The organism is Agromyces sp. NSFZ (assembly GCF_056156205.1).
This window is the reverse complement of the sequence record NZ_CM149585.1, coordinates 152742-175005: the sequence shown is the minus strand read 5'-3', so window position 1 is coordinate 175005 and position 22264 is coordinate 152742. Positions and strand designations below refer to the sequence as shown.

Annotated in this window: 24 protein-coding genes; 8 read left to right on the top strand and 16 right to left on the bottom strand. The window is 72.2% G+C overall.

Features of this window, described 5'->3' with window-relative positions; genetic code table 11:
* Positions 1-2: 2 nt before the first annotated feature.
* Entirely contained in the window at positions 3-1097 is a 1095-nt protein-coding gene (locus ACVFI9_RS00815) for a polyamine ABC transporter substrate-binding protein (protein WP_474764152.1), read from the bottom strand.
* 120 nt (positions 1098-1217) lie between these two features.
* Here ACVFI9_RS00815 and ACVFI9_RS00810 point away from each other — a divergent pair, with 120 nt between their 5' ends.
* Positions 1218-2402 carry a hypothetical protein gene (locus ACVFI9_RS00810; RefSeq protein ID WP_474764151.1) on the top strand — a complete coding sequence of 395 codons (1185 nt, stop codon included), beginning with the start codon at positions 1218-1220 and terminating at the stop codon, positions 2400-2402.
* Positions 2366-3337 (top strand): SIS domain-containing protein, encoded by a 972-nt coding sequence (locus ACVFI9_RS00805; RefSeq protein ID WP_474764150.1) that lies wholly within the window; start codon positions 2366-2368, stop codon positions 3335-3337. Before ACVFI9_RS00810 ends, ACVFI9_RS00805 begins: the two co-directional genes overlap by 37 nt.
* Positions 3338-3364: 27 nt before the next feature.
* Here ACVFI9_RS00805 and ACVFI9_RS00800 read toward each other — a convergent pair whose 3' ends face one another.
* The 4 genes from ACVFI9_RS00800 to ACVFI9_RS00785 are packed head-to-tail and all read right to left on the bottom strand — an operon-like array spanning position 3365 to position 7381.
* On the bottom strand, positions 3365-4642 hold the full coding sequence (locus ACVFI9_RS00800; protein WP_474764149.1) for a serine hydrolase domain-containing protein: 1278 nt from the start codon (positions 4640-4642) through the stop codon (positions 3365-3367).
* 59 nt (positions 4643-4701) lie between these two features.
* On the bottom strand, positions 4702-5346 hold the full coding sequence (locus ACVFI9_RS00795) for a hypothetical protein (RefSeq protein ID WP_474764148.1): 645 nt from the start codon (positions 5344-5346) through the stop codon (positions 4702-4704).
* The gene (locus tag ACVFI9_RS00790; RefSeq protein WP_474764147.1) at positions 5343-6224 is read right to left on the bottom strand and encodes an LssY C-terminal domain-containing protein; all 882 of its coding nucleotides are present in this window, start codon (positions 6222-6224) and stop codon (positions 5343-5345) included. Before ACVFI9_RS00790 ends, ACVFI9_RS00795 begins: the two co-directional genes overlap by 4 nt.
* Positions 6225-6280: 56 nt before the next feature.
* On the bottom strand, positions 6281-7381 hold the full coding sequence (locus tag ACVFI9_RS00785; protein ID WP_474764146.1) for a serine hydrolase domain-containing protein: 1101 nt from the start codon (positions 7379-7381) through the stop codon (positions 6281-6283).
* A gap of 69 nt (positions 7382-7450) precedes the next feature.
* Here ACVFI9_RS00785 and ACVFI9_RS00780 point away from each other — a divergent pair, with 69 nt between their 5' ends.
* Together ACVFI9_RS00780 and ACVFI9_RS00775 are read left to right on the top strand one after the other, a co-directional pair.
* The gene (locus ACVFI9_RS00780; protein ID WP_474764145.1) at positions 7451-8686 is read left to right on the top strand and encodes a cysteine desulfurase-like protein; all 1236 of its coding nucleotides are present in this window, start codon (positions 7451-7453) and stop codon (positions 8684-8686) included.
* A gap of 5 nt (positions 8687-8691) precedes the next feature.
* Positions 8692-9465 carry an isocitrate lyase/PEP mutase family protein gene (locus ACVFI9_RS00775; protein WP_474764144.1) on the top strand — a complete coding sequence of 258 codons (774 nt, stop codon included), beginning with the start codon at positions 8692-8694 and terminating at the stop codon, positions 9463-9465.
* On the opposite strand, the gene ACVFI9_RS00770 is transcribed toward ACVFI9_RS00775, so the two are convergent.
* Complete coding sequence (locus ACVFI9_RS00770) at positions 9462-10073, bottom strand: MBL fold metallo-hydrolase (protein ID WP_474764143.1); 612 nt, start codon at positions 10071-10073, stop codon at positions 9462-9464. The two genes, ACVFI9_RS00775 and ACVFI9_RS00770, sit on opposite strands and share 4 nt — an antisense overlap.
* A gap of 188 nt (positions 10074-10261) precedes the next feature.
* Here ACVFI9_RS00770 and ACVFI9_RS00765 point away from each other — a divergent pair, with 188 nt between their 5' ends.
* The 4 genes from ACVFI9_RS00765 to ACVFI9_RS00750 all read left to right on the top strand — a co-directional run bounded on the left by ACVFI9_RS00765 (position 10262) and on the right by ACVFI9_RS00750 (position 13595).
* Positions 10262-11158, top strand: a complete 897-nt coding sequence (locus ACVFI9_RS00765; protein WP_474764142.1) for an ATP-binding cassette domain-containing protein — start codon at positions 10262-10264, stop codon at positions 11156-11158.
* Positions 11158-11988 (top strand): ABC transporter permease, encoded by an 831-nt coding sequence (locus ACVFI9_RS00760; protein ID WP_474764141.1) that lies wholly within the window; start codon positions 11158-11160, stop codon positions 11986-11988. The genes ACVFI9_RS00765 and ACVFI9_RS00760 overlap by 1 nt, the downstream gene beginning before the upstream one ends.
* Positions 11989-11990: 2 nt before the next feature.
* Positions 11991-13097: a winged helix DNA-binding domain-containing protein gene (locus tag ACVFI9_RS00755; RefSeq protein ID WP_474764140.1), complete on the top strand. Its 1107-nt coding sequence runs from the start codon at positions 11991-11993 to the stop codon at positions 13095-13097.
* 117 nt (positions 13098-13214) lie between these two features.
* Positions 13215-13595, top strand: coding sequence for a DUF1304 domain-containing protein (locus ACVFI9_RS00750; RefSeq protein ID WP_474764139.1), 381 nt, complete (start codon positions 13215-13217; stop codon positions 13593-13595).
* A gap of 19 nt (positions 13596-13614) precedes the next feature.
* Here ACVFI9_RS00750 and ACVFI9_RS00745 read toward each other — a convergent pair whose 3' ends face one another.
* From ACVFI9_RS00745 to ACVFI9_RS00700, 10 genes are all read right to left on the bottom strand, one after another.
* The gene (locus tag ACVFI9_RS00745) at positions 13615-14004 is read right to left on the bottom strand and encodes a hypothetical protein (protein ID WP_474764138.1); all 390 of its coding nucleotides are present in this window, start codon (positions 14002-14004) and stop codon (positions 13615-13617) included.
* Between the two features lie 101 nt (positions 14005-14105).
* On the bottom strand, positions 14106-15470 hold the full coding sequence (hemL, locus tag ACVFI9_RS00740; protein ID WP_474766344.1) for a glutamate-1-semialdehyde 2,1-aminomutase: 1365 nt from the start codon (positions 15468-15470) through the stop codon (positions 14106-14108).
* Positions 15471-15583: 113 nt separating this feature from the next.
* The gene (hemB, locus tag ACVFI9_RS00735) at positions 15584-16525 is read right to left on the bottom strand and encodes a porphobilinogen synthase (protein ID WP_474764137.1); all 942 of its coding nucleotides are present in this window, start codon (positions 16523-16525) and stop codon (positions 15584-15586) included.
* Between the two features lie 276 nt (positions 16526-16801).
* Positions 16802-17620, bottom strand: a complete 819-nt coding sequence (locus ACVFI9_RS00730) for a uroporphyrinogen-III synthase (protein ID WP_474764136.1) — start codon at positions 17618-17620, stop codon at positions 16802-16804.
* Entirely contained in the window at positions 17617-18618 is a 1002-nt protein-coding gene (gene hemC / locus ACVFI9_RS00725; RefSeq protein WP_474764135.1) for a hydroxymethylbilane synthase, read from the bottom strand. Before hemC ends, ACVFI9_RS00730 begins: the two co-directional genes overlap by 4 nt.
* Complete coding sequence (locus tag ACVFI9_RS00720; RefSeq protein WP_474764134.1) at positions 18615-19904, bottom strand: ferrochelatase; 1290 nt, start codon at positions 19902-19904, stop codon at positions 18615-18617. Before ACVFI9_RS00720 ends, hemC begins: the two co-directional genes overlap by 4 nt.
* Complete coding sequence (gene hemQ, locus ACVFI9_RS00715) at positions 19904-20641, bottom strand: hydrogen peroxide-dependent heme synthase (RefSeq protein WP_474764133.1); 738 nt, start codon at positions 20639-20641, stop codon at positions 19904-19906. The genes ACVFI9_RS00720 and hemQ overlap by 1 nt, the downstream gene beginning before the upstream one ends.
* A gap of 198 nt (positions 20642-20839) precedes the next feature.
* On the bottom strand, positions 20840-21526 hold the full coding sequence (locus ACVFI9_RS00710; protein WP_474764132.1) for a GntR family transcriptional regulator: 687 nt from the start codon (positions 21524-21526) through the stop codon (positions 20840-20842).
* A gap of 21 nt (positions 21527-21547) precedes the next feature.
* Positions 21548-21859: a DUF3618 domain-containing protein gene (locus ACVFI9_RS00705; RefSeq protein ID WP_474764131.1), complete on the bottom strand. Its 312-nt coding sequence runs from the start codon at positions 21857-21859 to the stop codon at positions 21548-21550.
* Entirely contained in the window at positions 21846-22250 is a 405-nt protein-coding gene (locus ACVFI9_RS00700) for a phage holin family protein (RefSeq protein WP_474764130.1), read from the bottom strand. The genes ACVFI9_RS00705 and ACVFI9_RS00700 overlap by 14 nt, the downstream gene beginning before the upstream one ends.
* Positions 22251-22264: the final 14 nt, after the last annotated feature.

The following is a 22264-nucleotide window of genomic DNA, read 5'->3' as shown; positions in this document are numbered from 1 at the left end:
GGTCAGTTGGTGGCCAGCACTTCGGCGTTCAGGTCGACGTACTTGACGGTGTCGTCGCCGAGGTCGACGATCACCTCCTGCTCGAAGAGCTCGTCGACCGTGATGCCGAGCGTCGGGTACGACTCGACGAGCGCCGGGTCCAGCGCCTCCATCGCGGCCTGGTTGGGCACCTTGTAGAGGATGTTCTCGGCCACCCACGTCTGCACCTCGGGGTCGAGGATGAAGTTGATGAAGGCCATCGCGGCCTCCTTGTTCTTCGAGGACTCGAGCACCGTCATGGTGTCGACCCAGAGGTCGGCGCCTTCCTCGGGGATGACGAACGAGATCGACGGGTCCTCGGCGATGCCGTAGTTGCACCAGCCGTCCCACGCCTCGACCATCGCAGCCTCACCCGACACGAGCTTCGAGTAGAACGTCGTGTCGTCGTAGGCGAGCAGGGTCGACTTCGTCTCGAGGAGCTGCGTCTTCGCCTCCTCGAGCTCGGCGTCATCGGTCGTGTTCAGGGAGTTGCCCTGCGCCTTGAGTGCGGGCATCGCGAGCCAGCGGTCGGTGGAGAGCATCGTCGTCTTGCCGACGAGTTCGGGCTTCGGGTTCAGCAGGTCGTTCCACGAGGTCGGCTCGAAGCCCGTGAGGTCGGGCCGGTAGCAGAGGCCCGTCGTGCCCCATGCGTACGGCTCGGAGTAGACGTTGCCCGGGTCGTAGTCGAGCTCGAGCGCCTCGGGATAGAGGTTCTCCTCGTTGGGGATGAGCGACTTGTCGAGCTCGGCGAGGATCCCCTGCTCGCCGAGCGCCTGGGCGTACTGGCCCGAGACGAAGGCGACGTCGATGCCCGGGTCGGCGCTCGCGGTGAGCTTGGCGACGATGTCCTCGTTGGTGGTGTGGTTGACGATCGTCGTCTTGACCCCCGTCTCCTCCTCGAACTGCTCGGCGAGGTCCTCGGGGTAGTAGTCCGCCCAGATCGAGACGGTCAGGGTCTGCTCGCTGATGTCGGCCTCGGGGTCGACCTCCGTGCCACCGCCGGTGGAGCACGAGGTGGCGACGAGGGCGAGGGCGATGGTGCCGGCCGCTGCCGCGGCGATCCGTCGCGTGGTGGGCATGTGTTCCTCCTGGGGGCGCTCAGAATGGTTGAGCGATTGTTGCATCACGAGTGAAGAAACCGCAATGGATCAAAGGACGTGCTGGCGTGGAGTTTTCCAGATAGTTACAATCCAAATTCAATGAACTCCGCACTCGAGGGCGAGCGACCGCGCATCGCCGGCCGCATCCTGTCGGTCGACGCCGACGGTCGCGTCCTCGTCGACGGCCGATCGCCCGCGGCGGGCGACGGCGTCGCGCGGGCCCTCGCCGGGCTCGTCGTCGAGGGTCTCGCCGACGATGCGCCCGAGCGGGCCATCGCGGTCGACCAGACCAACACGTCGGTGATCGTCGACGAGCGCCTCGTCGTGAAGATCGTCGGGCACTGGGCGGCGGCGGATCGCGCCGGACGGCTGCTCGAACGGCTCGCCCGGGCCGGCTCCGGCGACGTCGCTCGCCTGCATGGACGCGTCGAGTGGCGGCATCCGCGGCTCGGCACGTCGACGCTCGCCATCGTCACGGAGTACCTGCCCGGGGCGGAGGACGGCTGGAGCTGGGCGGTCGACGACGTGGTCGCCGTGCTCGACGGCGCACCCGACCCCGAATGGCCCGCGCTGCTCGGCGCCCGCACCGCCCGCATCCACGACGTGCTCGGCGCAGAGGCGAAGGCGGCAGGCACGGATGCCGCGGGCCGACGACTCGCGCGGGCGACCGCCGCACTGCGTCGCGCGATCACGGCCGCCGAGGGACCGGCCGGGGCGCGCCTGCGCAACCGCCGCGCCTCGCTCGAGCGCGACATCCGCTCGCTCGGCGACACCGGGCCGGGCGTCGAGTTCGAGATCCACGGCGACCTGCACGTCGGGCAGGTGCTCGCGTCTCCCGGCGACGGCGACGGCCGTCGCGGCGAGCGGCGTTACACGATCATCGACTTCGACGGCGACCCGCAGCTCTCCCCCGACGATCGGGAGCGACCGGATGCCGCGGCGCGCGACCTCGCGCACCTGCTCGTGTCGTTCGACCTCGTCGCCGCCGTCGCGCAGAAGCGCGCCGGCCGGGTCGACGCCCGGGCGTTCGACTGGGCCGATCGGGCCCGCGCCGACCTGCTGGCCGCGTACCGCGCGGCGCTCGTGCGATCCGAGCTCTTCGACCCCGGCCTCGTGCCCGGATTCGAGGCGGAGCAGCTCGTGGCCGAACTGCACTACGCCGATCGCTTCCTGCCGGTGTGGCGCTACGCGCCCGACGCAGCGATCACGTACCGTCATCCCTCGTCGAACGACCACCCGGAGGAACCGTGGACACCGCCGCCTTTCGCGCCGACCTCGAGCTGATTCCCGAGACCCTCGCGGCACTCGCCGACGCACTCGACGAGGGACTGCCGGGCCTCGATCGACTGCCCATGCTGGGTGCCTCGCGCGTGCTGGTGCTCGGCATGGGGTCGAGCCGCTACGCGGCCGACGTGGTGGCCCGGCGCTACCGCGCGATCGGCGGGAACGTCGTCGTCGAGCTCGCGAGCACCGAGCTGCTGCCGCCCTCGACACCCGATCTCGCCGTCGTCGCCGTGTCGGCGACCGGAGGCAGCGCCGAGGTGCTCCGCGCCGCCGAACGGTACCGCGGCACGGGTCGGCTGGTCGCCGTGACGAACCGATCGGATTCCGAACTCGCCCGGGTGGCCGACGTCGTGGTGCCGCTCGGCGCCGGCGTCGAGGCATCCGGCGTCGCCTGCCGCACGTTCCGGGCGACGTTCCTCGTGCTCGACGCGGTGCTCGCCGAACTGCTCGGCACGGCGCCGACGGCGCGGTTCGACGCGGATGCCGCGCGGTCGGCCGCCGCGGCCAACGCCGAGCTGCTCGCGACCTCCGCCGACTGGCTCGCTCCGCTCGCCGACCTGCTGGCCGGGCCGATGGGCACTTGGACCCTCGCGCCGGCCGAGCGCGCCTCGAGCGCGCAGCAGGCGGCGCTCATGCTGCGCGAGGTGCCCCGCCGCGCCGCCTACGCCTCGGAGACCGGGGACTGGTCGCACGTCGACGTGTACCTCACGAAGACGCAGGACTACCGTGCGCTCGTGTACGCCGGATCCGCTTGGGACGCGCAGGCGCTCGAGTGGATGGCGGCTCGCGGCTCGCGGCTCGCCGCGGTCGGCCGCGACCTGCCGGGTGCCGAGCTCACGCTGCGGTTCCCGGGCGACGGCGACGACTCGGTGGCCGCGCTCACCGAGGTGCTCGCGGGCGAACTCGTCGCCGACCGCTGGCTTCGGCAGGGCTGAAGGTCGACTCCGCTCGCCGAACGGACCTCAGCCGCGGCCCGGCGCCGTCCGCTCGGGAGCCACCGCGATCGCGAGCTCGCGGAACAGCGAGGTCGCCCGGTTGGGCACCGCGCCGTCCTCATCGAACGCGTCCTCGAGGTACGTGACGGCGACGGAGATGGTCAGGTCGTCGTCCGCCTGGTACCCGGCGACGGCGGCGTAGCCGAAGAACGCGGGGTTCTGCATGATCCAGTCGCCCGTGAGCACGATGCCGTAGCCGTACGTGTAGGCCTCGTCCTGGACGAGGCATCCGCGCACGCAGCCCTCGACGTCACTGGTCGCGCCGCGCAGGGTGGGCGCGAGCTGGAGTTCGTGCGAGTCGTCGTCGAGCAGGTCGCCGCGACCGACCGCGCGGATCAGCGTGGCGGCGTCGGCGACATCGGTGTACTGCATCGACCCGCGGGCGAGGGTCCACGACGGATTCCAGAACGTCGAGTCTTCGATGAAACGCACGCCGGGAGCGACCCCGAGCGGCGTGCGCCGCTCCGACGTGTAGGCGTGCAGCACCGGCTCGGCGATCTCGGGGGTGCCGGGCGCCGCGGTCTGGTCGAGCCCCAGCGGCTCGAGGACGCGCTCGGCGAGCAGCTCGTCGAGCGGCATCCCGGTGATCTCCTCGAGCGCGAGGCCCAGCAGCAGGTAGTCGGTGTGCGCGTAGTTCCAATTCGTGCCGGGCTCGTAGAGCAACGGCCTCGAGGTGCCGAACGGATGCAACTCCTCGGGCGACCACTCGCGGAACGGATCCGCGAGCATCTCGGCGATGAGCTCGTCGCTCCAGAGGTAGTCGGCGTAGCCCGAGGTCATCTGCGCGAGCTGGCCGAGCGTCACCCGGTCGGCGTTCGGCACATCGGGGAGCCACTCCGCGATCGGATCGTCGAGCGCGACCACGCCCTCCTCGACGAGCTGCAGCAGCACGGTCGACATCTGCGGGATGGACATCGCACCGCTGCGGAAGTGCATGTCGGTCGTCGCGGGCAGGCCCGTCATGGACTCGCCGAACGCCTCCTCGATCAGCACGTCGTCGCCGTCCTGGACGCGGACGATGACCGCGCGCAGCGACCACTCGTCCATCGCCGCCTCGATCGCGTCCCGCACCGGGTCCGCCCGCGGGTCATCGCCGGCGATGCGCTCCGACGCCGGCGCGTCCGACGACGCATCCGACGCAGCGCCGGGTGCCGCGGCATCCGTGGAGCCGAGCGTGCAGCCGGTGAGCAGCACCCCGGCGAGGAGGATGGTGAGGGCGGAGGCGGGGCGGGGCACGCGAGTCACCTCGCCATCCTCTGGCACCCCGCGAGCCATGACCATGGACCCAGGTCCAGTCTTCGCGGTCAGGTCCTGTGCTGCCGGCGGCGGCGCAGCTCGGGATCGCCCGCCCACCGCCGGACCAGGATGACCCGCCGCCGCGGTCGCCGCGCATACGCGCGCGCGTTGCGACTCGACAGCGCGAGCAGCACGAGGATGTCGAGCGCGAGCGTGACGAAGGTCGTGCGCAGGGTGATCTCGGTCGTGCCCGTGACGGAGTCGATCCAGGCGACCACGATGCTGATCGTCGAGAAGCACATGACCGCGATCCGCGCCCAGTTGCTGCCGAACCAGATCAGCACCGCGAGCATGAGTTCGACGGCGAGCACGATCCCGCCGCCGGCAAGCAGGACGGCGAGCACGAGGTCCGCGGCGGCCGCCTCGTCGGTGCCGGGTTCGAGCACGAGGTCGACCTGCTCGCGCACCACCTCGTCCCACCGCAGCCCCAGCGCGACGAGCCACACCACGCCGGCGATGACGCGCGCCACCACGAGGCCGGCGCCGAACGCCGTCGCGGCCGGCCGCCGCATCGAGGCGGGCGGCGTCACGGGCGTGGCGAGCACTGCGGGCGACTCGAACGCGGGCCGCTTCTCGACGTCGGCTCGAGGGCCGCGCGCCGGCCGTTCGCTCGAGTCGGGGTGCGGCATCCGCGGCTCGCTCCCGCCGCTCACGGGGCCGCCTCGAGCGCGCCCACGGGCACCTCGCCGACATCGACGACGGGGAGGTCGCCGTCGGTGCGGATGGTGTCACCGCCGCCGTTGCGGGAGTGGTAGCCGGAGGAGAAGTCGCGCAGCACCTCGACCCGCGCGGCCGGGTTGGCGCCGAGCACGGTGGTGACGATGTGGTCGCGCTCGACATCGATGTCGGCGTCGATCTTATGCGTCACCTGCAGGGTGAAGAGCGAGAAGCCGACGCTGCGGTCGAAGGTGCCGGCCGCGAGCCAGTCGACACGGCGCCCGCCCGGGAGCAGCCATCCGTCGGGGGTCCGCCAGAACCGCACGTGGTGCCGACGCGCGGGGTTGCCCTCGACCTCCTGCTGGTAGGCGAAGTCCTGTTGCCGGTGGAACAGGAACAGCGGACTCACCGGCGCCTCGTCGTAGCTGCGACGCGTGACCGTCGACGTCACGATGCGCCAGCTCGAGGCGAGGGTGACGTCGTCGGCGCGCGTCCAGCCGGCGGCGCGCATCGCGGCGTGCACGGATGCCTCGCTCCCGTCGAACGCGAGGTTCACGGGGTCGCCGAGCAGCCCGTCGCTCGTGCGCGCCCGGCCGATGAAGTAGTCGGGCACGTAGACCGCGGTGAGGATGCGATGCAGCCGCGGCAGCACGAGGTAGGCGAGCACGAGCCAGAACACCACGAAGAACGCGATGCCGAACCATCCGAACTCGAACGACTGGCTGAGCACGAGCCACGCGAGCCAGACCGAGGCGACGCCCGCGAACACGAAGAAGAAGCCGTCGAGCATCGTCGTGAACGAGAGCCTTCGCGGAGCCGCCTGACCCGCGGCCGTCGCGTCGGTTCGGGATGCCCCGGCGCCCACCTCGCCCATGACTGCATGGTAACCGCGGCGGGCGGGCATCGAGCCGACCGGCTCGGCCGAACCCGTCAGTCGAGTCGGGCGAGCAGCGTCGCGCCGACATCGTCGACCGCGTCGCTCTGGTTCGCGAGCACGATCGCAGCCGTGCCGCTCGTCGTGTCGATGAGGAGCACGCTCGCGAAGCCGAGGGTCATGCCGTTGTGCGACACGATCCGGTGGTCGCCCGTCTCGCGGACGTTCCAGAAGTAGCCGATCGTCGAGCCGTCGCCCACCTCGAGGGTGTCGGTCTGCGCGGCGCTTCCCGTGAGCAGCCCGTCGAGCACGGCCTGCGCGAACGCCACGAGGTCGCCGATGGTCGCGTGGATGCCCCCGGCCGGCGCGTACGCGGCGAGCGTCGACGGTTCGACGGGGTCGCCCTCGGGATCGGTGCCTCCGGCATGTCCGTCGGGAACCGCGGAATCGTCGAGCGGCACCGAGGCGCCGGCGAGTCCGAGCGGGTCGAGCAGGCGCTCGGACAACAGTGCGGGGTAGTCGGTTCCGGCCGCCGCGGCGACGGCCTGGCCGACCAGGGTGGCGCCCATGTTGCTGTACGAGAACGTCCCGGGAGTGGCGAGTTCCATGGCACGGGCCGCGGCGAGCACGTCGTCGAGGCTCTCGTCGAACGGGTCGCGCCCCGCCTCGTAGTCGGCCGTGACCCGCTCGACGAACTCGGCGTCGGAGGGGAAGGTGGCCAGGCCGGAGCGGTGCGCGGCGAGGTCGCGGAGGGTGACGGATGCCACGGGGGCATCGCCGAGGTCGAGGTACTGCCCGACGGGGTCGTCGGCCTGCACCTCGCCGCGCTCGATCGCCTGCGCGAGCAGCTCGCCCGTGAAGACCTTCGTGATGGAGCCGATCTCGAACGCGGTCGCCGCATCGGCGTCGATGAATGCGGTCCGCACGTCGTCGCCGTCGATCACGGCCACGGCCGCCCGATCGCCCGGATCGATGAACGACGGTCGGATGAGCCGGAGCAGTTCGGCATCGCCCGTGCGGTCCTCGCCACCCGGCCCGGCCGCGGCCGACGGCGGGGCGCTCGTCGAACCGCCTCCGGCGACGCAACCCGTCAGCCCGAGGCATCCGGCGATCAGCATCGTTCCGAGCAGGCGAGTAGTGGGGGCGGCGTGGCGCATCGGCCCATCGTATGGCTCCGCACCGGGGCGGTCACGACCCCCGTGCACGGGCCGAAGTAGGCTCTCGCCATGGCCTACGACGTCGCGCGCATCCGTTCGCAGTTCCCCTCGCTCGAGAGCGGGTGGGCGCACTTCGACGGGCCGGGAGGCACCCAGACTCCGCGAAGCGTGGGCGACGCCGTGGCATCCGTGCTCACCGGTCCGCTGTCGAACCGGGGCACGATCGGCGAATCCGAGGAGCGCGCCGAGGCCGCCGTGCACGGGTTCCGGCTCGCGATGGCCGACCTGCTCGACGCCCACCCGCGCGGTGTCGTGCACGGCCGGAGCGCGACCCAGCTCGTCTACGACTTCTCGCGGAACCTGTCGAGCGACTGGAACGTCGGCGACGAGGTGGTCGTCACGCGCCTCGATCACGACGCGAACGTGCGTCCCTGGGTGCAGGCGGCCGAGCACGCCGGAGCCACGGTGCGGTGGGCGGACTTCGACCCCGAGACGGGGGAACTGCCCACGGATGCCGTGACCGCCCTGCTCTCGGAGCGCACCCGCGTCGTCGCCGTGACCGCCGCGTCGAACCTCATCGGCACGATGCCCGACGTGCCGGCGATCGCGGCGGCCGCGCACGAGGTCGGCGCGCTCGCGTTCGTCGACGGCGTGCACTACGCCGCCCACGAGCTGCCCGACGTGTCGCGGCTCGGCAGCGACTTCTTCGTGTGCTCGCCCTACAAGTTCCTCGGTCCGCACTGCGGTGTGCTCGCCGCCCGGCCCGACCTGCTCGAGACGATCATGCCCGACAAGCTGCTGCCGGCGACGAACGTGGTGCCCGAGCGCTTCGAGTTCGGCACGCTCCCCTACGAGCTGCTCGCGGGCGTCACCGCCGCGGTCGACGTGCTCGCCGGTCTCGACGGCCGTGCTGCCGACGCCGCCTCGTCACGTCGCGAGCGCCTCGTGGCCTCGTACGCCGCACTGCACGCGCACGAGGAGGCCCTGCGCACGAAGCTGGAGGACGGACTCGCTGCCCTGCCGGGCACGACCGTGTGGTCGCGGGCGTCGAGGCGCACGCCCACGCTGCTCGCGACCTTCGAGGGCCACGCGGCATCCGACGTGACGCGGTCGCTGGCCGAGCGCAACGTGCTCGCTCCGTCGAGCAACTTCTACGCCCTCGAGGCGTCGCGCCGCCTCGGCCTCGGCGACGCGGGCGGCCTGCGCATGGGGCTCGCGCCCTACACCGATGCCGATGACGTCGAGCGACTCCTCGACGGGCTCGCCGCCGTCCTCGCGGGTCGATCGACCGCCGTCCTAGGCTGAACCCCATGACCCTCGCCGAGACCGCCGCCGAACTCCGCCGCCTGCACGACGCCCCCGAACTCCTCCAGGTCGTGAACGTCTGGGACGTCGTCAGTGCCCGAGCCGTCGCCGCCCTGCCCGGCACGCGCGCGATCGCGACCGCGAGCCACTCCATCGCCGCGACGTACGGCTATCCCGACGGCGAGCAGATTCCCGTGGACCTGATGCTCGACATGGTGGGACGCATCGCGAGCGCGGTCGACGTGCCCGTGAGCGCCGACCTCGAGGCGGGCTACGGCGACCCTGGCGAGACGATCCGCCGCGCCATCGGACTCGGCGTCGCCGGCGCCAACCTCGAGGACGAGCTGAAGCCCCTCGCCGACTCCGTGGCCGCGGTCGAGGCCGCCGTGGCCGCGGCCGACGCCGAGGGCGTGCCGTTCGCCCTGAACGCCCGCACCGACGCGTTCCTGCGCGGCAAGGACCGCCCGCGCGACGTCTGGGTGGCCGGCGCCATCGAGCGCGGCCGCGCCTACCTCGACGCCGGAGCGACCTGCGTGTTCGTCCCGGGCAACTTCGGCGCGGACGTCGTCGCCGAACTCGTCGACGGCATCGGCGAGCGCCGGGTGAGCCTCATCGGGCTTCCCGAGATCCCGGAGCCGGCGCGCCTGCAGGAGCTCGGCGTCGCGCGCCTCTCGTACGGCCCGTACACGCAGCGGGTCGTGCTCGGCGCCCTGCAGGATCTCGCGGATGGGCTCTACGGCGGGGGTGTGCTGCCCCGCGACATCCGACCGCTGAACTAGAGCAGGTAGTCGCCGCCCTCGCGTCCGATCTCGCCGAACGGCGGCACGTGTCCGGCGTCGAGCGCCCGGATCGTCGGCCGGCCGAGGTGGGCGAAGACGAGACGCCGAACGCCCGCGGCCCGGGCGGCCTCGGCCGTGTCGGATGCCGCCGCGTGCCCGCCGACGCCGCCGCGGAAGCGGATGGGATGCGACCATCCCGCAGCATCGGCGAACATGAGTTCGGCGCCCGCCGCCCAGTCGGGGAAGCGCCAGAACTCGGGCGCCCAGACGGCGGTGCGCCCCTGCCACCGGATCAGGTACCCCCAGGTCTCGTGGCTCGTGTGCTCGAGGGGGCACGGCTCGATCGCGAGGTCGGCGGCCGAGTACGATGCCACCTCGGGCCGGAGCCCGAGCGCCGACGCCCGGCGCCGGATGTCGGCGATGAGCTCTGCGCGCAGGTCGGTCACGAGCCACGCACGCACCGGTCGAGCCGTCTGGTCGGGAACGGCGGCGAGCCCGCCGTCGAGCATCACCGAGCCGGACGGCGCAAGGGCGAGCAGACCCGCGGGCGCGTAGCGCGGCGAGGCCATCGCGCCGACGCCCAGGAGCCGCAACCGCAACCGGGCCACGGACTCATGGTACGAGCGTCCTACGGTGAGTCGGGTCCCCGCGCGCTCCCGCTCGGCGAATCACCCGCGCGACGGATGTCCCGCGTCGGTGCGGCTCGCTAGGGTGGCCGTGAGGCGGCGCGGCCGCCCGGGCCGGGCGGGGCGCGGCCCATCGCGGCTCTGCTCGCCCCCCGACGTGAGGAGCGCGCATGCCGGGCGGCATCCCGATAGTGATCGAGGGGCTCAGCAAGCAGTTCGGGCCGGTCACCGCGGTCGACGATCTCAGCTTCACGGTCGAGCCGGGTCGGGTGACCGGATTCCTCGGTCCGAACGGCGCGGGCAAGACGACGACGCTGCGGGTGCTGCTCGGCCTCGTGCGAGCGACCGCCGGCACCGCGACGTTCGGCGGGACGCCGTACCACGACCTGCCGCGCCCGCTCGAGACGGTCGGCGCCGCGCTCGAAGCGACCTTCCACCCCGGCCGCACGGCGCGGAATCACCTGAAGGTGTATGCGACGGCGGCCGGGCTGCCGGCCGAGCGCGTGCAGCAGGTCCTCGAGACGGTCGGCATCGCCGAGTTCGCCGACCGCCGCGTCGGCGGCTACTCCCTCGGCATGCGGCAACGACTCTCGCTCGCCTACACGCTCATCGGTGATCCGGGCGTCTTCGTGCTCGACGAGCCCATCAACGGGCTCGACCCCGAGGGCATCAAGTGGATCCGCGGGTTCCTGCGGTCGCTCGCGCGCGAGGGCCGCACGGTGCTCGTGAGCTCGCACCTGCTGAGCGAGGTGCAGCAGAGCGTCGACGACGTCGTCATCATCTCGAAGGGGCGACTGGTGAAGAGCGGCACCCTCTCGAGCCTCGAACTCGAGGCCGCCCCGCGCACGATCGTGGATTCGCCCGACCGCGAGAAGCTCTCCGAAGCACTCGACGAGGCGGGGATGTCGTACACCGAGGGCCGCGGCGGCTTCATCGTCGACGAACCCGACCCGGCTCGCGTCGGCCACGCGGCCTTCCTCGGCGGTGTCGAGTTGAACGCCCTGCATCGATTGAGATCCGGACTCGAGGAGTCGTTCCTCTCGCTCGTCGGCGGAGGTGAGGAGTGATGTCGTTCCTCCGCTCGATCGCCTCCGAGTTCCAGAAGGTCTTCACGACGCGCATGTGGTGGCTGCTCGGCCTGCTGCTCGTCGGCTACGTGCTCGTGCTCGCGGGCGGGTTCGGCGCGTTCCTCGGGTGGGCGGTGCGCAACCCCGAGGCCGCGGCGGCGACCGGCGGCAACACCGGGATCCCTCCCGGCATGGATCTCCCCCCGCTCATCTACACGTTCGCCTCCTCGATCGGGTACGTCTTCCCCGTGCTGCTCGGCACGCTCGCGGTGACGAGCGAGTTCCGTCACCGCACGCTCACACCCACGTTCCTCGCCGAGCCGCACCGGTCCGTCGTGCTGGCCGGCAAGTTGGTGTCGCAGTTCGTCCTCGGGGCCGGGCTCGGCGTCGCCGCCTTCGCGACCTCGGTGGGCTCCGGTGCCGCCGCGCTGGCGGCGTTCAGCCTCGAGACCGGACTCGACCAGAGCGACACGTGGGCACTCATCGGCCGGGGCGTGCTCGCCATGGCGCTCTGGGGTGCGATCGGCGTCGGCCTCGGCGCGCTCGTGCCGAACCAGGTCGCGGCGATCGTGATCGTCATCGCCTTCACGCAGTTCGTGGAGCCGATCCTCCGGCTCGCGGCATCGTTCAGCGACATCACCGCCCAGATCGGCCGATTCCTTCCGGGCGCCGCGAGCGACGCGTTGGTCGGCGCCTCGCTCTACAACATGATGTCGATGGGCTCGTCGGCGTCCCTCGAGTGGTGGCAGGGCGGACTCGTACTCCTCGGTCTCGCAGTCGCCGCCACCGTGATCGGCGGCGCCACGACCTGGCGACGGGACGTGACGTAGCGGTGGACCTCGCGACGCTGCGGTCCGCCCGGCTGCGCGTGCAGGGAGTGCGCGCACCCTTCGACGCCTCGGCTCCCGAGGTGGTGCGCCGGTTCGTCGCGGTGCAGGCGCAGGAGTTCCTGCCCTCGCAGTGGGGGCTCGCCCAGCGCGTTCCCGAGGACCGGCGACCGGATGCCGCGGCCGTCGCGGCCTCGATCGACGCGGGCGACCTGCTCCGCACCCACGTGCTCCGCCCCACCTGGCATTACGTGCATCCCGCGGATGCCCGGTGGCTGATCGAGCTCTCCGCCGAACGCGTGCACCGGCAGAACGCCCTGTACTACCGCCGCACGGGCGTGGAGGGCGAGGACGCGGCGCGGGCGTTGGACGTGGTGGCCGAATCGCTGGCCGGCGGCCATCGCACCCGCGCCCACCTGACGGCGGCCCTCGACGACGCCGGCATGCCGATGACGGGCCTCGCCTTCACCTACCTGCTCATGCTCGCGGAGCTCGAGCGCGTGGCGATCAGCGGGGCGAACGCCGGGAAGCAGCGCACCTATGCGGCGTTCGACGAGCGCGTCCCGCCGTCGCCGCCACGCACCCGCGAGGATGCCCTCGCCGAACTGGCCGAGCGGTTCATCGCGTCTCGCGGTCCGGCGACCGAGCGCGACTTCGCCGCCTGGTCGGGATTCACGCTCACCGATGCCAGGCAGGCGTTCGCGGATGCCGCAAGCCGCGCGGGCGGCCGCCTCGAAACGGTCGACGTCGAGGGTACGCCGCACCGCGTCGACGCGGCATCCGATCGTGCGGTGACCGATGCCCCGGGCCCGAGCGTCGACCTGCTGCAGGCGTACGACGAGTACATCATGGGCTACGCGCCGCCCCGCGACTACCTGTTCCCGCCCGACCGTTCGCCCAGAGCGGCTCCCGAGTTCCCGATGCACGCGCTCGTCGTCGACGGCCTGCTCGTCGGCCGGTGGGCGCCCGTCGTCGCGGCGCGGGCGGCGACGGTGAAGCTGGCGCCGTGGCGCGAGTTCTCGCCTGCGGAGGAACGCGCGCTCGCGGCATCCGTCGCCGAGCTCGGGCGCTTCCTCGACGTGCCCGTCACGGTCGAGCGCCTCGGGGGTTGAGGAGGCGCGCCAGCGCCGCCGGCGGATTGAGGAGGGCGGCCTCGCCGCGGGTCGAGGGGGCGCGCCAGCGCCGTCTCGAAACCCGGCCCCGAGCCTCGATCCCGCTACGATCGCGCCATGGCCGTCATCGCGAGCATCTTCGTCGCCCTCGCCGCGCTCCTGCACGGCTACATCTTCCTCATGGAAAGCGTGTGGTGGACACGTCCCGCGACGTGGAAGCGATTCGGCGTCGCCGACCAGGCGCATGCCGATGCCACGCGACCGATGGCCTACAACCAGGGGTTCTACAACCTCTTCCTGGGCCTCGGCGCGGCATTGGGGCTCGTGCTGTTCTGGTCGGGCGCCGTCACGGCGGGCACCACGCTCGTCTTGTTCACGACCGCGTGCATGGTGCTCGCGGCGGCGGTGCTCACCACGACCGGCCGCGGCTACGTGAGGGCCGCGCTCATCCAGGGCACGCTGCCGCTCATCGGGTTCGCGCTCTTCCTCTTCGCCTGAGGCTGCTGTTCGGCGGCGACTATTCGGTGGTCGCTTCGGATTCGGACCCGGGCTCGGCCTCGTCGGTCAGCTTCAGCCGATCGATGAGCGCCGCGGCGTGGTTGGTGCTCAGGATGATGCGCGTGAACTCGCCGGCGTTCAACTCGAGCACGACCGCCTGGCGCTTGCCCTTGATGATGACGAAGTCCGAACCGCCGTGGTACTTCCAGACGCCCACCGCCACGACCAGTGGGATCTCGGTGCCCCGCCTGCGGATGCCCCGCACCCACACCCACGGATCGTCGGCGATCGTCGCCGACCGGATGTCATCGCGCTGCACCACGATGTCGTCGGAGCGCAGCGCGAGCGACTTCTCGGCCGGAGTGAGGTGAACCTCGATCCGGTCCTTGTGCACGCGAAGGTGGGACATGGTTCCATCCTGCCCGAGCCGACCGACGAGCGCAGAGTGGCGGAACCCACAATGGCGTAACGGTTTACGCGTCTGGGCGGGCGGTCATTCCGGACGGGCGGTCAGTCCGGGCGAGCGGATGCCGCGGCGCGCGCGGCGGCCGGAAGCGCGTCGAGTACCCGGCCGATCGCGGCCTCGTCGTGCGCCGCCGTCACGAACCAGGCCTCGAACACCGACGGCGGCAACGACACGCCCGCCTCGAGCATCGCGTGGAAGAACGGCGGGTACCGCCACGCCTCCTGACGCTGCACGCCCGCATAGTCGCGCACGCCGTTCGTCGCCGCCTCCTCGCCGAACACGAAGCTGAAGAGGTTGCCCGCGTGCTGCACGCGGTGCGCGACACCCTCGGCTGCGAGGGCATCGGACACGGCGGCGCTGATCGTGGCGGCGGTGGCATCGAGCCGCGCGTAGACCGCGGCATCCGCTGCCCTGAGGGTCGCGACACCGGCCGCGACCGCGACCGGGTTCCCCGAGAGCGTGCCCGCCTGGTACACGGGGCCGAGGGGTGCGAGCTGCTGCATGATCTCGGCGCGGCCGCCGAGCGCGGCCACCGGCATGCCGCCGCCGATGACCTTGCCGAACGTCATGAGGTCGGGCGTGTAGGCGGTGTCGGTGCTGCCGACGCCGCTGCGCCCGTTCGACACCCCGTGCGCCAGTTCAACTGGCGCAGCGGCCGCCGAAGTGGCGCGGACGCCGGCGCCCCGCGCTTCGAGGCCCCACCAGCCCGCCTCCGAGACGCGGAAGCCAGTGAGCACCTCGTCGGAGATCACGAGCGCGCCGTGCTCGTGCGCGAGATCGACGAGCGCGCGGTTGAAGCCCGGCTCGGGCGGCACGACGCCCATGTTCGCGGCGGCGGCCTCGACGATGACGGCGGCGATGCGGTCGCCGTGCTCGGCGAAGACGAGGCGCAGCGCGTCGAGGTCGTTGTAGGGCACGACGAGCGTGAGCGCCGCGATCGCGGCCGGAACTCCGGCGGATCCCGGCAGGGCGAACGTCGCGAGACCCGAGCCCGCCTCGGCGAGGAGCCCGTCGGAGTGGCCGTGGTAGTGGCCCGAGAACTTCACGAGCACGTCGCGGCCGGTGAAGCCGCGCGCGAGCCGGATGGCGCTCATCGTCGCCTCGGTGCCCGTCGAGACGAGTCGGAGCTGCTCGACCGGCGCGACACGCTGCTCGACGAGCTCGGCGAGCTCGGTCTCGGCGGGCGTCGACGCGCCGAACGAGAGGCCGCGGCTCGCGGCATCCGTCACCGCCTCGATGACGCGCGGGTCGGCGTGGCCGAGGATCGCCGGGCCCCATCCCGCGACGAGGTCGACGTACTCGCGCCCCTCGGCGTCGGTGACGTACGGACCGCGGGCCGACACGAGGAAGCGCGGCGTGCCGCCGACCGACCGGAACGCGCGCACGGGCGAGTTGACGCCGCCGGGGATCGCCGCCTGCGCGCGGGCGAAGAGCTCCGCGTTCGTGGCGTTCGCCGACCTCGTCGAAGCGAGCCGTGCAGGGCTGGCCCCTTCGACAGGCTCAGGGACCTCCACCGCGGGGCTCACGCGAGGTCTCCGTTTCGGATCCAGCCGGCGAGCTCGGGCGCCCAGTAGGTGAGCACCACGTCGGCTCCGGCGCGGCGGATGCCGCGGACCGACTCGATCACGGCGCGCTTGCGATCGATCCAGCCGTGCGCGGCAGCGGCCTCGATCATGCTGTACTCGCCGGAAACCTGGTAGGCCCAGACGGGCACCTCGGATGCCGCGGCCACGTCGGCGAGCACGTCGAGGTAGCTGCCGGCGGGCTTCACCATGACGATGTCGGCGCCCTCCTCGATGTCGATCATCGCCTCGCGCAACCCCTCACGCCGGTTACCCGGATCGAGCTGGTACGAGCGGCGGTCGCCCTCGAGGGTCGACTCGACGGCGTCGCGGAACGGGCCGTAGTACGCCGACGCGTACTTGGCCGAGTACGCGAGGATCGCGACATCCGTGAAGTCCTGGTCGTCGAGCGCGTCGCGCACGGCAGCGACCTGGCCGTCCATCATGCCCGAGAGACCGAGGAGCTCCGAGCCGGCGCGCGCCTGCTCGAGCGCCATCGCCGTGTAGCGCACGAGCGTCGCGTCGTTGTCGACGCGACCGCGATCGTCGAGCACGCCGCAGTGGCCGTGGTCGGTGAACTCGTCGAGGCACAGGTCGGTCTGCACGAGCAGCCGGCCCGCGGATGCCTCGACCGCGACCCGCGTGGCCACGTTCAGGATCCCGTCGGGGTCGGTCGCTCCCGAGCCGCGCGCATCGCGGTGCTCGGGAACGCCGAACAGCATCACCCCGCCGACACCCGCGGCCGCGGCATCCGCCACCGCCTCGGGAAGGCTCTCGAGGGAGTGCTGCACGACACCCGGCATGGACGTGATCGGCACGGGGGCGCTCACGCCCTCGCGCACGAAGATCGGCAGCACGAGCTCGGCCGGATCGAGGCGGGTCTCGGAGACGAGGCGGCGCATCGCGGGAGTCTCCCGGAGGCGCCGAGGTCGGACGCGGGGCAGGGGCGCGGAACTCACCCGAACAGCCTACGCGTGGCCGGCTGGACGCTCGCCGACCCCTCGAACCCCCTCGACCCTCCTCCACCCTCGTCGACCCTCGTCGACCCTCTTCCTTCTCACCGAGTGTGAACGTCCACTGCCGAGTGATGACGTCCGCCGCGGCCATCCGGGTCGGAACGTCAACAGTCGGCGAAAGAGGGGGTGGGGAGGAGAGGGGGTGGGGAGGATGAGACCCCGTCAGGCGTGCGCGGTCGCGGCCTCCACCACGGCGTCGATGAGCGACTCGGCGGTGCGTTCGCGAGCGACGACGTCGACCCGGAGGCCGACCTTCGCGGCATCCTTCTTCGTCTGCGGACCGATCGCGGCGACGAGCGTCACCTCGGGGATCGGGCCGAGTTGCTGCTGCACCTGCTCGGCCACGCTGCCCGACGTCACGAGCACGGCGTTGACCCGGCCGGCGCGCACGTCTTCGACGACCTTCGGCGCGACCGGGACGCCGATCGTGCGGTAGGCGACGACCGCCTCGACCTGGTGGCCGGCGCGCGCGAGGCCGACCGAGAGGATCTGCTTCGCGATGGCCGAGCGGAGGGCGAGCACGCGGAGCCCGCGCTGGCCGTCGGTGGCGGCCTCCCACTCCTCGAGCAGGCCGCGCGCCGAGTTGTCCTCCGACGGCACGATGTCGGCCTTGTACCCGGCCGCCACGAGCGCGGCCGCGGTCGTCTCGCCCACGGCGGCGACCTTCGTGTTCTCGGGGATCACGGCGCCGTACGACGACAGCACGTCGACGGTCGTCGCGCTCGTCACCGTGACCCAGTCGAATCCGCCGGCGGCGAGCTTCGCGAGGGCCGCCTCGAGGGCCGGCTGGTCGTCGGTCGGCGCGAAGTTGATGAGCGGCGCCACGATCGGCGTCGCGCCCCTCGCGCGGAGCGCGGCGGCGACGCCGTCACCCCACGGACCGCCACGCGGCACGAGCACGCGCCATCCGGCCAGCGGCTTGCCGTCGTGGTACGGCAGGTTGATGGCACCCGTCAGCGCTTCCGCTTCGAATTCGCTCATCGCGACTCCTCAGGTGGTGCAAGTTCGGCGGCGCCATTGCCGAGGAGTTCCGCGACGACACGATCGGCGACGTCGCGTGCCGCATCCGCCAGATCGGCGGCCGAGCGGCTGTCGGGGGTCGCGGCATGCGAGCTGGTGAGCCTGCGCGTCCCGTCGGCACTGTACACGTTCGCGCTGAGGAACAGAAGTTCGTCGTCGACGAACGCCGTGACGCCGACCGGTGCCGCGCATCCGGCCTCGAGCCCGGCGAGCACCAGGCGCTCCGCGAGCGCGGTCGCGCGGCTGGTGCCGTGGTCGATCGCCTCGAGCGCGCGCTCCAGCGCGCGGTCGCCGCGTTCACGACGCACCTCGATGGCGAGGGCGCCCTGTCCGGCGGCGGTCGGCCAGTCGTCGAGCGAGAGCAGTTCGGTCACGGCATCCATGCGCCCGATCCGGCCGAGACCCGCCGCGGCCAGCAGCACGGCATCGAGCTCGCCGGACTCGACCTTGCCGAGCCGGGTGTCGATGTTGCCGCGGAGGTCGACCGCCGTGACGTCGGGCCGTGCCGCTCGCAGCTGCGCGATGCGCCGCGGCGAGCCGGTGCCCACGCGGGCCCCCTCGGGCAGCGTCTCGAGCGTGAGTCCGTCGCGGGCGCAGAGCGCGTCGCGGGCGTCGGCGCGCTTGGGCACCGCACCGAGCCGGAGGCCGGGGTGCTCGGCCGTCGGAAGGTCCTTCAGCGAGTGCACGACGACGTCGCATTCGCCGCGCAGCAGTGCCTCGCGGAGCGCGGCGGCGAAGACGCCGGTGCCGCCGAGCGAGGCGAGCGACGCGCGCGACGTGTCACCCTCGGTGGTGACGGGGACGAGCTCGATCTCGGCCTTGGCCGCCTTGGCGATGCGCTCGGCGACCTGCCTGGTCTGCGCCATCGCGAGCGCGCTCGCGCGGGTGCCGACGCGGATCGTGCCCGTCGTGCCCGTGCCCGTGCCTGTGCCCGAGGCCGCGCCCGTCGTGGCGCTCATGGCGCGATCCCCGCCAGGGCCGGCTTGAAGCCGAGTCGCGCGTTCTCGCAGCATCCGGGGCGGCAGACGTCGTACCAGGGACCGAGCGACGTCATGGCCGGGCGTTCGGCCCGGGGCGTGCCTTCGACGCGCTCGAGGACGAGGTCGACGAGCCCCGCGACGTAGGCGGGGTGCGTGCCCGGGGTCGGCACGCGCACGGCGGCGAGGCCGTGCTCCTCGGCCGTCTCCATGGCCTCCTCGTCGAGGTCCCACATGACCTCCATGTGGTCGCTCACGAACCCGAGCGGCACGATGACGACCGCCTTGCGGCCCGCTCCCGGGAGTTCGGCGATGGCGTCGTTCACGTCGGGCTCGAGCCACGGCTGGGTGGGCGGCCCCGAGCGCGACTGGTACACGAGCTGCCACGGCACGTCGGGGACGCCGGCCTCGCGCATGACGACCTCGGCGACCGCGCGGTGCTGCGCGGCATAGGCGCCGCCCTCGCCGAACCCACGCTCGGAGGGACCCGACTTCGCGGCATCCGTCGTCGGAATCGAGTGCGTCGCGAAGAGCACCTCGATCGCGGTCGACCGTTCGAGACCGGGGTGCTCGGCGAGCAGCTGCGCGATCCCATCGCGCACGCCCTCGACGAACGGCGCGACGAACCCGGGGTGGTCGAAGAACTGGCGCACCTTGTCGATCTGGATCGCGTCGGGATCGTCGCCGAGCCCGATGTCGGCGAGCGCGTCGGCGAAGTCCTCGCGGTACTGGCGGCAGCTCGAGTACGAGCTGTACGCGCTCGTGGCGATCGCGATGAGCTTGCGGAAGCCGCGCTCCTTCGCCTCGGCCACGGCGTCGTTCAGGTACGGGTCCCAGTTGCGGTTGCCCCAGATCACCGGCAGATCGATGCCGCGGCTCGCGAGCTCGGCCTCGAGCGCCGCCTTGAGCTGCCGGTTGTGCTCGTTGATGGGGCTGACGCCGCCGAAGTGGCGGTAGTGGTGAGCCACCTCCTCGAGGCGCTCGTCGGGGATGCCGCGACCACGCGTGACGTTGCGCAGGAACGGGATGACGTCGTCTTGACCCTCGGGGCCGCCGAAGCCCGCGAGCAGGATCGCGTCGTACGCGGTCGGCTCGGAGACGTGCTCGGGTCCGGCCTGCGCGGCGGGCGTCGCGCCGGGTACGACCGCGCCCGGTGCGAGGGGTGCGGATGCCGCGGGCTCGGGCTTGCGTCCGCGGTGCGTGGTGCCCGGGGCATCCGGATGACCGGCGCTCGATGCGCCGGTCGAGCCGAGGTTCACGGCCGCCACTACTGCAGCACCTCCACGAGCTCGGCGGTCGTGATGCGGCGGCCGGTGTAGAACGGCACCTCCTCGCGCACGTGGCGGCGCGCGTCGGTCTCACGCAGGTCGCGCATCAGGTCGACGAGGTCGGTGAGCTCGTCGGCCTCGAGCGGCAGCAGCCACTCGTAGTCGCCGAGCGAGAAGGATGCGACCGTGTTGGCGGTGACGCTCCTGAAGGCCGCACCCTTGCGTCCGTGCTCGGCGAGCATGCGTCCACGCTCCTCGGGCGGCAACAGGTACCACTCGTAGCTGCGCACGAACGGGTAGATCGTGAGCCATTGCTTCGGCTCGACACCCCGGAGGAAGCCGGGCACGTGCGACTTGTTGAACTCGGCGTCGCGGTGCACGCCCATGGCGTTCCATGTCGGGAGCAGCGAGCGGAGCAGCCGGCTGCGGCGCAGCTCGCGCAGCGCCCACTGCAGGCTCTCGGCCGTGGCGGAGTGCAGCCACAGCATCACGTCGGCGTCGGCGCGGAGGCCCGACACGTCGTAGATGCCGCGGAGGGTCACGCCCTCGTTCTCGACGAGCCGGATGATGTCGTCGAGCTCGCGCACGAAGCGCGGCACGTCGTGGCCGTCGAGGTCGTCGGGGCGTGCAGGGTCCCGGCGGAGCACGGCGAACACCGTGAAGCCCTCGGGAGACTGCTCGGCGTCGGATTCGGTCTGGAGCGCGTCGGCTGCCGCTTCGGCAGCGGGGGAAGACATACCTCTAGTCTCCCCCTTCCTCCCTGAACGTCCAAAAGCGTTGACGGATGCCCCGGTGTCGGTCGCTCGCGGGCGCCGTCCGAGGTACGGCTCCGACATGTGGAAGAACACATGAGAATCCGCCCTTCAACCTCCATGGCGGCCCCATGACGTGGATGTTCATGTGTTTTTCCGCGGCCGGGCGGTGGTCTTGAACGGTCAACGGCCGAGCAGCAGTGCGGTCGAGTGCTCGAGGTGCGCTCGAATGGCGTCGGGCCCGCGGGCCTGCACGTCGGCGAGCAGGGCCCGATGCTCCTCGACGAGGGACTCGAGCGTGTAGTGCGGCCGCACGTGCAGGAGGAAGAGCAGGAGCTCGCTGCCCAGCGCCGCGTGCGCCTCCATGATGCGAGGACTCGCGGATGCCGCGACCAACGCGCCGTGGAGCTCCGCGTGGATGCGCTCCGCCTCGAGCCAGTCGACCTCGGGCTCGTCCGCGAGCGCCGCCATCCGCTCGATCCGTTCCCGAGCCGGGGCCAGGACGGCGTCGGGCCAACTCGTCCCGTACCGCTCCCCCGCGATCCGCACCGCCTCGACCTCGAGCGCCGACCGCAGCTGGTGCAGGGCGATGATCGTGGGCCGATCGAAGCTCGCCACGCGCACGCCGCGATACGGCACCGCGACGGCCAGCCGCTCGGTGACGAGGCGCTGGAACGCGGCACGCACGGTGTGCCGCGAGACCCCGTATCGCTCGGATGCCGCCTCCTCACGGAGGGGCTCTTCGGCGGCGAGGGCGCCGCTCAGTATCTCAGCGCGCAGCGCATCGGTGACGCGGTCGACCGCCGTCGGGGCCGGCACCGCCGGGCGTCGGCCGGCCGACGACCGGCGCCCTGCGTCGAGCGGCGACATCGCGGCATCCGCTCGATCGCGTCACTTGCCGTCGACGGCGGACCGCACGACGAGCCAGACCGTCACGCCGACCACGGCGACGACGCCGACCGCGACGGCCACGGCCACGGCCGGCTGCTCGTCGGCGAACCGGCGCAGCTGCACCTTCGCACGGGCGGTCTTGATGCGCACCTGCCTGGGCACGTTGAGCTTGTCTTCGAGGGCGTTCAGCGTGCGGGCGAACTCGGCGCGCGCGCGCTCGGAGTTCGCCTTCGCCTCGAGGCGCGTGAGGTTGCGTTCGCGCGTCTTCGCGTCGCGCGTGGCCAGCTGGCGGCCGGCGTCAGTCGCGGTCATACTCGCCCGTTCCCTTCACCATGTCGAGGTCTCGGCGCAGGCTCTCGATCGATTCGAGCGGTTCGCTGCCGCGCCTGAAGTTGAGGGCCGCGATGCCCACGAGGATGAGGATGATGACGAGCAGCACGCCCGACACGATGAGGGCGGCCGCCCAGGCCGGGAGCACGAGCGCGAGCGCGAGGATGCCCGTGGCGATCAGCGTGCCGAGCAGGAAGATCCCGACGAAGGCCGCCGCGGCGATGAGGCCGGCGCCGATGCCGAAGTGCTTGGCCTTGTAGCTGAGCTCGGCCTTGACCTGGTCGATCTCGGCACGGACGAGGTCGGAGACCCGGTCGGGCAACTCCCCGATCAGTGTGAACAGCGAACGTTCGTCATTCGACGGCAGGACCATGTTCCCCTCCGCAG